The following is an 11776-nucleotide window of genomic DNA, read 5'->3' on the forward strand; positions in this document are numbered from 1 at the left end:
ATTGTTATATTATAAATATAGTGGTTATATACAAAATTAACCATTAATTATCTGAAAGGATGTGATGTTTTATGATGAGTTTAGTAAGAAGAAATAGAAACTATATTGTTGTTAATGGGAAGGTGACTACAGTATAGGAATAAATTAAATATCCTTCCCAATAAGTTATATTTCGGGAGGAAAAATGAATAATAAGAACTTACTAGAATTAGGATTAAATGAAGGATACGTTAAAGAGGCAAGTATCTATAATGAAGATTTTTATATTGGAAGAATATCAGTACAATATAAAGATATTTACAAAGTTTTTACAGAACAGGGAGAAGTACTTGCAAGAGTATCTGGTAAATTATCATATTCTTCAAATAGTACTTTAGATTATCCTGTAGTAGGAGATTGGGTATTATTAGATAGAGCAGCTAATAAGAATGGAGATGCTATAATCCACAAGGTGTTATCTAGGAAAAGTTATTTTTCAAGAAAGATTGCTGGAAGTAGGTTTGATACACAAGTTGTTGCAGCAAATATTGATTATATATTTATTTGTATGGCCTTAAATAATGATTTTAATATTAATAGGCTTGAAAGATATATAGCTGTAGCATGGGATAGTAAGGCTGTTCCAGTTATAGTATTAACTAAGGCAGATTTATGTGAAGACATAGACAAAAAACTTAGAGAAGTTGAAGAAGTTGCTATAGGAATTGAAATATTAGTAACTTCAAGTTTAAATGGAAATGGATATGAAGAAATTAAAGAATATATCAAAAGTGGAACAACAATAGCCTTTATAGGTTCATCAGGAGTTGGAAAATCTACTCTTATTAATAAGTTATTAAACAAAGAAGCATTGAAAACTAATGAAGTAGATGAAAATGATAAAGGGAGACATACAACTACTCATAGAGAATTATTTCTGTTGGAAGATGGTGGGGTAATAATAGATACTCCTGGTATGAGAGAGCTTGGATTAATGTCTGCTGATGTTGATAAATCCTTTAGTAACATTGAAGAATTAGAAAAGCAATGCAAATTTTCAAATTGTACTCATAAAAATGAGCCTAAATGTGCTGTAAGAGAAGCAATAGAAAATGGAGAATTAGATTTAGATAGATTAGAAAGATATAGAAAGCTTAAAAGAGAAGAGGAATACAATTTATTAAAATCTAAGCAGCAAGAGAAGAAAAGAATGAAAAATATGGCGAAGGTGAAGAGATAATATGAGCACTTATTTCCTTTGATCCAAAGAATAATATAGCCAGAAGTCTCTATGAAAGCTTTGGATTTAAAGATACAGGAAAAATTATGGATGAGGAATTATTATTTAAATTGAAAATATAAGATAATTAATAAAAAGAGTTGCTTAAGCAACTCTTTTTATTAAAGAAAAATCACTAAAATTCCTTGTAGGACTCCAATAATAGCACCTAGTACAAGACCTAGAATTTCTATATGCTTTAGTTCTTTTTTTGAAACTTTAATTATTATATCTTCAAGCTTTTCTAAATCTAATTCATTAATTTTTTCTTCAACAATTTTTTGAATATTAACATTTTCTTTAGCTTTAACTAATAAATCAGCACTGATTTCATCAATTGCACTAGGAACTTCTTTATTTAAAATATCATCAATATAAGGAGCAGCCATCATTCTAAATGGAATAGGAATAATATTTAATTTTTCATTTATTATATTTTTTATTTTATCTATTATGTAAGAATTGAAATTTTCCCCGTCTGAATTATTTAATGCTTGATCTAATATATCATCTATTGAGAGTAGTTCATTAGAAATAACTTCTCCTATATTAGCAGCTATTTCATTTTTTCTTTTAGGAATTAAACCTAATATTTCAATATTTAAAATAGGAATTTTAATTGGGTTAATTGGTCTAAATAAAAGCTTTATAGCAAGTATATTAGTTATCCATCCTATAAGACCACCAACAACTGTTAATATTAAAATAGTTATAAAATTATTCATAAGTGCCTCCTATTATGTAAAGTGTTAAATACATAAACAATTTTATAACTTAATATAAAATATTTCAATATAAAGTTTGACTGATTAGTACAAGTTTAGATAAAAAAGGGCTTGGCAAAATTATAATCAAAATATTAAAGAAGCTGTCAAAAGACAGCTTCTTACAATAATTCTTCACTTTTCATTCTTAATTATTAATTTTAAACGAGCTCTTTAATGATACTATTCTATTAAATACTAATTTATCATCAGTAGTGTACTTTGGATCTACATTAAAGAATCCATTTCTAACTAATTGGAACTTATCTTGTGGTTTTGCTACTTTAGCAGTAGTATCTTCAATATATCCTTGTAGTACTTCTAATGAGTTAGGATTTATTTGTTCTAAGAAATGCTTACCTTCATTTTCAGGAGCATCATCTAAAATTAAAGGTTCATAAAGTCTAAATTCTGCTGGTTTTGCAGTTTTAGCATCTACCCAGTGAATAGTTCCTTTTACTTTTCTTCCAGTAAATCCAGATCCACTCTTAGTCTCTGGGTCATAAGTACAATGTAATTCAATTACATTTCCGTTTTCATCTTTAATTACATCGTTACATTTAATAAAGTACGCACCGATTAATCTCACTTCGTTTCCTGGAAATAATCTAAAGTACTTTTTAACTGGTACTTCCATAAAGTCTTCTTGCTCTATATAAATTTCTCTTGAGAAAGGAACTTCCCTAGTACCAGCAGCTTCATTTTTAGCGTTATTTGGAACTGGTAGCATTTCAGTTTGACCTTCTGGATAGTTAGTTATAACAACTTTTAATGGTCTTATAATTGCCATAGCTGCATTTGCTTTTAATTGTAGATCTTCTCTTATGAAGTATTCAAGCATTTGAGAATCTACAACAGAATTAGCCTTAGAAACACCAATAGCACCACAGAAGTTTCTGATAGCTTCAGGGGTATAGCCTCTTCTTCTTAATCCAGATACTGTAGGCATTCTTGGATCATCCCATCCGTCCACTACATTTTCATCAACTAATTGTTTAAGTTTTCTTTTACTCATAACTGTGTTAGTCATGTTAAGTCTAGCAAATTCTATTTGTCTTGGAGTGCTTTCCATTTCACATTCTTTAACAAACCAATCATAAAGAGGTCTATGATCTTCAAACTCTAAAGTACAAATTGAGTGTGTTATGCCCTCAATAGCATCTTCAAGTGGGTGAGCAAAATCATACATAGGATAAATGCACCACTTATCTCCAGTGTTATGATGTGTAGCATGAGCAATTCTATATATTATAGGGTCTCTCATATTGATGTTAGGAGAAGCCATATCTATTTTAGCTCTTAGAACCTTTGTTCCATCTTCAAATTCACCATTTTTCATTCTTTCTAATAAATCAAGATTTTCTTCTACAGATCTATTTCTATAAGGACTTTCCTTTCCTGGTTCAGTTAAAGTTCCTCTATATTCTCTTATTTCTTCTGGAGTTAAATCACAAACGTAAGCTAATCCCTTTTTTATTAATAACTTTGCCTTATCATACATAATATCGAAATAGTCAGAAGCAAAATAGATATCATCCCAATTACCGCCTAACCACTTAACATCTTCTTTAATTGATTCAACATATTCAGTATCTTCTTTAGTTGGGTTAGTATCATCGAATCTTAAATTAAACTTTCCTTTAAATTCTTCTGCAAGACCTGAGTTTAAAACTATTGATTTAGCATGACCAATATGTAAATATCCATTTGGCTCAGGTGGGAAACGAGTAATTATTTCATCGTGTTTTTTTGTTTCTAAATCGTCAATAATTATATTTCTTATAAAGTTAGATGACATGTTTTCATTTGACATATGCAAACCTCTCCTATACAAATTTTCTTTTATTGTTATATATAGTTATACACTATTTTTTACTTTTAAATCAAAGATTAAATAAATATGTATATAATTTTAAACTAAGGTTGGAAAAAAATAAAGAGATAGAATATAAATTAAAGGTTATAGATATTTATTTATCAATATTAAATGGGAAATAGCTATAATTTATGGAATAAAAAGTAAAAATAGTATATAATTAAAGTATAAATTAATTAAAGTATAAGGGGGAATTATATGAAGGAAAAATTTAAAGCATTTTTCGCTTCTATTGGGTATTTATTTTTAACGATTTTAATACAATTAGTTGTATCAATAGTAGGGGGAATTGCAATTGGATTTTACTATGCAATTAATGGAGTCATTCAAATGGAGAATGGATTAACCTTAGAATATGAAATTGATAGTATGCTTAATTCTATTCTAAGTTTAACAAATATTTTTTTATTAATTTCATCAGTAATAACAATACTAGCTTTAATACTTATATATAAAATTAAAAGGAGAAATTATAAAGAAGAGCTTCAAATTTCCAAAACTAAAAGTGTTAATATTTTTTATGCAATTATTCTAGGACTTTGTTGCTGGTTATTTAATTCAGGAGTATTAAGTTTAGTTGAAGAAGCAGGATTATTTTCAAGTCAATTTGAATATATGAATGATATATTAGCTCCAATTAGTCAAGGAAGTATATTGATTTCAATGCTTACCGTTGGAATAGTTGCACCTATTGCTGAAGAATTTTTATTTAGAGGTGTAATTTATAATACATTAAAAAGGAAAATATCTATTAAGTGGACAATAATTATTCAAGCAATTTTATTTGGTGCATTCCATGGAAATTTAGTTCAAGGTATTTATGCAACACTTTTAGGGATAGTATTTGGGTATGTTACTTATAAAACAAAATCTTTATGGCCAGCGATAATAATGCATATGGTAAATAATTTAACTGCAAACATAGCTTCTTTTATACTAGGAGATTACCTTGGTGGGACTTTACTTTATATTATATTTACAGTAATAGGTACTATAGGAATGGTATTATTGATATTCTTAATTAGAAAGAGCAATACTAATAATGAAGAGAAAATAATGAATTTTGAAGGTTTTAATAATTTAAATTAATAACAAAGAGCTAGTAAGACATTGTATAGATGATTTTACTAGCTTTTTCTATTGATAATCTAAAGAAAATAATACAAAATGGTAATAGAAGATAATAAATAATAATAAATGAGAACAGAAGAAGGTGCAGAATAATGTTAAAGCACTATATTAATATTTTACAAGGGAGGAAATCAGATTATGATAAAATTAATAGCATCTGATATGGATGGAACTTTATTAAATAAAAAAGATGAAATAAATGAAGAGTTTTTTGAGGTTTTTAATAAACTTAAGGAAAAAAATATAATATTTGCTGCAGCAAGTGGAAGACAATATTATAATCTATTAAAGAGATTCGAAAGAATAAGTGATGATATTATGTTTATTGCTGAAAATGGAACTTTTGTAGTGTATAAGGGAGAAGAAATATTAGTAAATTCGTTAGATAGAGAAATAGCCATAGATCTTTTAAAAATAGCTAGAACTATAGATAATTCTTTTCCGATTCTTTGTGGTAAGAAATCAGCTTATATTGAAAATACTGATGAAAGATTAATTAAAGAAACTAAAAAGTATTATGAAAGATATGAAATAGTTGATGATTTAACAAAAGTAGATGATGATGTTTTGAAAGTTACTGTTTGTGATTTTTCAGGATCAGAATTAAATAGTAATAATTATTATAAGGAATATTGGAACAAGCTACAAGTTACAGTTTCAGGTGAAATATGGTTAGATATTACAGCTAAAGGAGTTAATAAAGGAGTAGCAATTGAAAAAGTGCAAGAAATATTTAATATAACTCATAAAGAAACTATGGTATTTGGAGATTACTTAAATGATCTAGAAATGATGGAAAAGGCTTATTACAGTTTTGCTATGGAAAATGCTCATGATGATTTAAAGAAAGTTTCTAGATTTACTGCAAAAAGCAATAATGATAATGGAGTGGTTGAAGCTATAAAAGAAGTGGTCAAATTATAAATATTATAAATTGGGATGTTCTTTTTACATCCTATTTTAATCTTTAGGAAATTATATAGAAGTACTTTTTTTAATAATTGCAGTTAGAAAATAGTTAAATAGGGGATTATAAATGAGATATAAAGAAGAAGTTTTTAAGGTTATGAATAGCATTGAAAAAGTAAATGAATCAGCAAGAGATAAAGCTAAGAAAAGAGTAGATTCTTTAGCAAAGCCCCTTGGTAGTTTAGGAAAACTTGAAGAAATAGCCATAAAACTAGCAGGAATAACAGGGAAGATTAATAATGAAATAAATAAGAGGTGTATAATAATTTTATCTTCAGATAATGGAGTTGTAGAAGAGGGGGTTGCTTCATCCCCACAATATGTGACATTAGCTCAAACTATTAATTTTTCTAAAGGACTTACTGGGGTAGCTGTATTAGCAAAAGAAAATAATACTGATTTATTTGTTATAGATATAGGCGTTAATTGTGATGGGGAAATTCCAGGAGCTATTAATAGGAAGATTAGAAAAGGAACTTATAATATAGCTAAAGGGCCTGCAATGAGTTATGAAGAAGCATTAAAAGCTATTTACATAGGAATAGATATGGTTAGAGAAGTTAAGGAAAAGGGATATGAAATAATTGGTGTAGGGGAAATGGGTATAGGAAATACTACAACCAGCAGTGCAGTCTTAGCTTCTTTATTAAATTGTGAAATAGAAGATGTTGTGGGTAAGGGTGCAGGACTTACAGATGAAGCTTTTAAAAGGAAAATAGAAGTAGTAAGAAGAGCAATAAATATTAATAAACCAAGGGAAAAGGATCCAATAGATATACTTTCGAAGGTTGGGGGATTTGATTTAGCTGGAATGGTAGGAGTTTATATAGGATCTGCTTATTACAAACTTCCTGTAGTAATTGATGGATTTATATCAGCGGTAGCAGCCTTATTAGCAACTAAGTTATGTCCAGATATAAAAGACTATTTAATAGCATCTCATATTTCTAAAGAAATAGGATACAGAATTGCTATAGACAATATTGGAATTGATCCAATGATAAATTTAGATATGAGATTAGGTGAAGGTAGTGGTTGTCCTATAGCATTTTCAATAGTAGATTATGCTTGTGCCATGATGAACAACATGGCGACTTTTGAAGAAGCTGAAATAGATCCAAGCTACTTAGAAGAAATTAGAGATAAAAAAAGTTATATAGTAAATAAGAAATAAAGAGGCTTGATAAATATGATTATTTTATTAGTAGGTGGTTCAAAAAGTGGAAAATCAATGGCTGCTCAAAGATATGCAAAGAAATTAGAGAAGAGAGAAGGTCATTTATATTATATAGCAACAATGAAGCCATATGATGAGGAGGATTTAAAAAGAATAAAAAATCATGTTGAAGATAGAAAAGGATGGGGATTTACAACTATTGAGAAGAGTCAAGATATAAAAGATATCCTTGATAAGATTGATAATAATGATACTACATTAATTGATAGTATAACCTCCTTAGTTACAAATGAAATGTTTCCTAAAGATGCTTTTATTTCTGAAATTAGTGATAAGATTATTGGTGAAATAAATTCTATAAGTAATAACGTAAAAAACTTAGTTATAGTTACAGATTATTTGTTTAGTGATGGAATAATATATGATGATTATACAAACGCCTTTAGAAGAGAGTTAGGAAATATTAATATATCATTAGCTTCTATAGCCGATATTGTTATTGAATTTTCCTTTGGTAATGAAATAATTCATAAAGGTAAAAATTATGTGAGGGATTTAAATGAAAAATTTATTTAATGGTTTTATAATGGCGATAAGCATGTTTACAATAATACCAATGCCTTATAAAAGTTGGAGGGACGAAGCAGTTAGACATATGATGAAGCTTTATCCTTTAGTTGGTTTAGTAGTTGGACTTATTAATTACTGTGTTTACAGAATTGTAGATTATTTTAACCTTTCTACAATTTTAATTTCTGCAATTACTATGGTAACGCCTTTCATCATTACTGGAATGTTACATTTAGATGGATTTATGGATGTATGCGATGCGTTATTGTCTAGAAGGGATCAAAAAGAAAAGATAAGAATACTCAAGGATCCCAATACAGGGGCTTTTGCAGTTATTTCTCTAGCTATTTTGTTTGCTATTAATTTTGCAGCAACTTATACTTTAGTAGAAAATAAAGTAAATGTAATTGGAATTATAATTATACCTATAATATCAAGATGTTTAATGGCACTTATGCTTATAAAAAAAGATTCTATGAAAGAAAGCTCTTTAGGATCTTACTTTAAAAAGGATACTGGTAAAATAGATATAGTTATTTTATATTTATTTTTATTAGTTTCTTCAATTTCTTTTATTATAATATTTAATTTAAAAGCTATATTAGTACCTGTATTTATGATAATTTCAGCTGTATTATCTGTAAATAAAAGTACTAAAGAACTTGGAGGAATGTCTGGAGATAGTGCAGGATATGGTCTTGTAATTGCAGAAGTAGTAGGAATGCTATGCTTATGTATAATATAGTAAGGGGGGATATTTTTGATATTAGTTTTTGGTGGAGCTTATAATGGAAAACTTAATTTTGTTAAAGAAAAATTCAATATATCAAATGAAGATATTTTTACAGTTAATGATGATTTAAAAGACTTAAAGGTAGATTTCTCTAAAAAAGTAATTAATAATTTTCATAAGTTAACTTATAAGCTTTCATTAGATAATATAGATGCTTTAGATTATATTATAGAGAATCAAGAGTTATTTAAAAATAAAATAATAGTATGTGATGATATTTCCCAGGGAATAGTTCCATTAAAGAAAGAAGATAGATTTTGGAGAGAAAATACAGGAAGATGTCTTCAATATATAAGTAAGAATTCAGAAGTTATTTATAGAGTTTTCTGTGGAATACCAATGGTGATTAATGATGAATAAGATAGATATTTTTTTAATACGTCATGGAAAAACAATAGCTAATGAAAAAAGGTTGTATTGTGGAAAGACTGATTTAAAATTAAGCCATAAAGGAATAAATGAACTTATAGATTTAAAGAAAAATATAAGTTATCCGGATTGCGATCTGTACTTTACTAGTGGTGCAAAAAGAGCAAATGAAACTTTTAGAGTTTTATATAAAGATTGTTATTATAAAGAATTAAAAGGTTTTTTTGAGTATGACTTTGGTGATTTTGAAATGAAATCCTATGAGGATTTAAAAGAAGATAAAAATTATATTAATTGGATAACGGATGATACTGGTGAAGTTTTATGTCCAAATGGAGAAAGTAAGAACAATTATAAAGATAGGATAAAAGCTGAGTTTGTAAGATTTATTAATGATTTAAGAAAAAGAGAAATTAAATCAGCTTTATTAGTTTCTCATGGGGGGACTATAGGAACTATATTAGAAGAATTTTATGATGATAGTAAGAATTTTTATAGCTGGCAGCCAAGCTTTGGCGAAGGATATAAACTTTCAGTAGAATTTATAGTTGATAGTTTTGAAATTACAAAAGTTATAGAGTTAAAGAAATAATAGAAGTTAGGAAGAAAAAAATGAAGGAATTAACTATAGGTTATTTATTAGATTTAATAATTGGAGATCCTCAAAATCCAATTCATCCTATTAGATTAATAGGAAGTTTATGCAAAAAATTAGAAGATTTATTTAGAGATATTTTAAAAAGTTCATTAAAGATTGCAGGTTTACTAACTTGGATTTTTAGTGTTTTAATAGTTTACTTAGTAAGTTGTTTTATTGTAAAGATAAGCTTTAGTATTAATTATATAGTTGGAATACTTATTAGTGGTATAATGATATATTTTACTATTTCTACAAAGGCTCTAAAAGTCGAAGGATTAAAAGTAATAAAATTTTTATTAAAAGATGATATAGAAGGGGCTAGAAATCAGCTTTCATATATAGTTGGAAGAGATACGAAATCATTAGATAAGGAAGGAATATTAAGAGCGGTAGTTGAAACTATAGCTGAAAATATGTCTGATGGAGTAGTTGCACCAATTTTTTATGCAGGACTTTTGGGGGCACCCTTTGCTTTTGTTTATAAAGCTGTAAATACTATGGATTCTATGTTTGGATATAAAAATGATAAGTATAAAGACTTTGGTTTTTTCCCAGCAAAACTAGATGATGTATTTAACTATATACCAGCAAGGCTTACAGGATATTTAATTGTAGTGGTAGCTTTTATATTGAAGTTAGATTATAAAAATTCATATAAGATTTATCGTAGAGATAAAAGTAATCATAGTAGTCCTAATAGTGCTCATCCAGAAGCAGCAGTAGCAGGTGCTTTAGGATTAAAGTTAGGTGGAGCTAATTATTACTTCGGTAAATTAGTGGAAAAGCCAACTATAGGTGATGAAATAAAGAAAATAGATATTGATGATGTAAATAAAACTAATAATATTTTATATTTAGTTTCATTTTTAAGCTATTTAATTTCTATGACTTTAACTTTAATAGGGAGATTTTTAATATGAGTAAAGTAGTTCATGGTGGAAATTTAGATGAATTGTCTAGAACTTTTAAATTGAATAAGGAAAGCTTAATAGATTTTTCTGCTAATATAAACCCTTTAGGAATAAATAAAAAAGTTAAAGATGCTATTATTAATGCCTTAGAGGAAGTTGAAAGATATCCTGATATTACATATTTTAATTTAAAATATGGCATAAGTGATTTTGAAGGAGTTAACTATGAGGATTTAGTTTTAGGAAATGGAGCAGCAGAAGTAATATTTAATTTAGTAAGGTCTATTAAACCTAAAAAAGTATTGATTCCTGCACCAACTTTTGGAGAATATGAAGAGGCAGCATTAAGTATAAATAGCAGTATTGAATACTATTATTTAAAAGAAGAGAATAATTGGATTATAGATGAGGATATAATTAACCATATTAATGAGGATATAGACATGGTTTTTATTTGTAATCCTAATAACCCAACAGGAATACTTACTGAGAAAGAAGTTATTATTAATATTGCTAAGAAAGCATTATCTACAAATACAATATTAGCGATAGATGAATCTTTTTTGGATTTTATAAGAGATGGAGAAAACTACTCTGTAATTAATTTACTAAAGGAATATAATAATATTTTTATAATTAAGTCTATGACGAAATTATTTGCAATACCAGGTATTAGAATAGGTTATGGCATGTGTGAAAATAAAGAAATTATAAAAAATATGGAATTGGTTTCAGTACCATGGAATATAAATATTTTAGCTGAGAAAGCTACTTTGGAGGCTATAAAAGATAAGGAATATATTAATAGAACAATATCATATATACAAAAAGAAAAAAACTATTTATATAAAGAATTAAATAAATTTAATGATATAAAAGTATTTAATCCATCTGTCAATTTTATAATGTTTAAGATAATTAATAATATTGATTTAAAGCTAGAGTTAATGAAAGAAAATATAATTATTAGAAGTTGTAATAATTATATTGGATTAGATGAAAGTTATTATAGAGTTGCAGTAAGAACAAGGGAAGAAAATGATAATTTAATCATGGCTTTAAAAAAAGTAATTAATTAATACATTTTAATTGACATATAATAGCATTAATAATATAATTCATATTGGAATTTAAGCTATATAACTATAATAGGTGCTTTTTTAAAGCTTAATAGGGAATCAGGTGTATTCCTGAGCTACCCCAGTAACCGTGTAATGGACGAAATCTATTAATGCCACTGCAAATAGCGGGAAGGTTTGAGAGTAGGATGAAGTAAAGCCGGGAGACCTACCTTTTATGGGAAAACTATTATCTTCTG

Annotated in this window: 12 protein-coding genes and 1 riboswitch; of the genes, 10 read left to right on the plus strand and 2 right to left on the minus strand. The window is 27.3% G+C overall.

Features of this window, described 5'->3' with window-relative positions:
- Nucleotides 1–184 precede the first annotated feature (184 nt).
- Nucleotides 185–1219 carry a ribosome small subunit-dependent GTPase A gene (gene rsgA, locus ACQPUY_RS04820; protein WP_430839812.1) on the plus strand — a complete coding sequence of 345 codons (1035 nt, stop codon included), beginning with the start codon at nucleotides 185–187 and terminating at the stop codon, nucleotides 1217–1219.
- Nucleotides 1220–1380: 161 nt separating this feature from the next.
- On the opposite strand, the gene ACQPUY_RS04825 is transcribed toward rsgA, so the two are convergent.
- A complete protein-coding gene (locus ACQPUY_RS04825; protein WP_430839813.1) occupies nucleotides 1381–1983 on the minus strand; it encodes a DUF445 domain-containing protein in 603 nt (200 codons plus the stop codon).
- A 187-nt stretch (nucleotides 1984–2170) separates the two neighbouring features.
- On the minus strand, nucleotides 2171–3835 hold the full coding sequence (locus tag ACQPUY_RS04830) for a glutamine--tRNA ligase/YqeY domain fusion protein (protein ID WP_430839815.1): 1665 nt from the start codon (nucleotides 3833–3835) through the stop codon (nucleotides 2171–2173).
- Between the two features lie 261 nt (nucleotides 3836–4096).
- Here ACQPUY_RS04830 and ACQPUY_RS04835 point away from each other — a divergent pair, with 261 nt between their 5' ends.
- The 9 genes from ACQPUY_RS04835 to cobD all read left to right on the plus strand — a co-directional run bounded on the left by ACQPUY_RS04835 (nucleotide 4097) and on the right by cobD (nucleotide 11537).
- The gene (locus ACQPUY_RS04835; protein WP_430839816.1) at nucleotides 4097–4987 is read left to right on the plus strand and encodes a lysostaphin resistance A-like protein; all 891 of its coding nucleotides are present in this window, start codon (nucleotides 4097–4099) and stop codon (nucleotides 4985–4987) included.
- A 180-nt stretch (nucleotides 4988–5167) separates the two neighbouring features.
- Complete coding sequence (locus ACQPUY_RS04840; RefSeq protein WP_430839818.1) at nucleotides 5168–5953, plus strand: HAD family hydrolase; 786 nt, start codon at nucleotides 5168–5170, stop codon at nucleotides 5951–5953.
- 112 nt (nucleotides 5954–6065) lie between these two features.
- Nucleotides 6066–7172 carry a nicotinate-nucleotide--dimethylbenzimidazole phosphoribosyltransferase gene (gene cobT, locus ACQPUY_RS04845; protein WP_430839820.1) on the plus strand — a complete coding sequence of 369 codons (1107 nt, stop codon included), beginning with the start codon at nucleotides 6066–6068 and terminating at the stop codon, nucleotides 7170–7172.
- A 15-nt stretch (nucleotides 7173–7187) separates the two neighbouring features.
- A complete protein-coding gene (locus tag ACQPUY_RS04850; protein ID WP_430839822.1) occupies nucleotides 7188–7751 on the plus strand; it encodes a bifunctional adenosylcobinamide kinase/adenosylcobinamide-phosphate guanylyltransferase in 564 nt (187 codons plus the stop codon).
- A complete protein-coding gene (locus tag ACQPUY_RS04855; protein WP_430839824.1) occupies nucleotides 7735–8490 on the plus strand; it encodes an adenosylcobinamide-GDP ribazoletransferase in 756 nt (251 codons plus the stop codon). Before ACQPUY_RS04850 ends, ACQPUY_RS04855 begins: the two co-directional genes overlap by 17 nt.
- 15 nt (nucleotides 8491–8505) lie before the next feature.
- Nucleotides 8506–8898 (plus strand): bifunctional adenosylcobinamide kinase/adenosylcobinamide-phosphate guanylyltransferase, encoded by a 393-nt coding sequence (locus ACQPUY_RS04860; protein WP_430839826.1) that lies wholly within the window; start codon nucleotides 8506–8508, stop codon nucleotides 8896–8898.
- Complete coding sequence (locus tag ACQPUY_RS04865) at nucleotides 8891–9499, plus strand: histidine phosphatase family protein (RefSeq protein WP_430839828.1); 609 nt, start codon at nucleotides 8891–8893, stop codon at nucleotides 9497–9499. Before ACQPUY_RS04860 ends, ACQPUY_RS04865 begins: the two co-directional genes overlap by 8 nt.
- Before the next feature lie 20 nt (nucleotides 9500–9519).
- A complete protein-coding gene (locus tag ACQPUY_RS04870) occupies nucleotides 9520–10467 on the plus strand; it encodes a cobalamin biosynthesis protein (RefSeq protein WP_430839830.1) in 948 nt (315 codons plus the stop codon).
- Nucleotides 10464–11537, plus strand: a complete 1074-nt coding sequence (cobD, locus tag ACQPUY_RS04875; RefSeq protein WP_430839832.1) for a threonine-phosphate decarboxylase CobD — start codon at nucleotides 10464–10466, stop codon at nucleotides 11535–11537. Before ACQPUY_RS04870 ends, cobD begins: the two co-directional genes overlap by 4 nt.
- Before the next feature lie 54 nt (nucleotides 11538–11591).
- A riboswitch (cobalamin riboswitch) is annotated at nucleotides 11592–11767 on the plus strand.
- Nucleotides 11768–11776 lie beyond the last annotated feature (9 nt).

This window comes from Clostridium nigeriense (genome assembly GCF_050585245.1).
In the GTDB taxonomy this organism is placed as follows: Bacteria; Bacillota; Clostridia; order Clostridiales; family Clostridiaceae; genus Clostridium; species Clostridium nigeriense_A.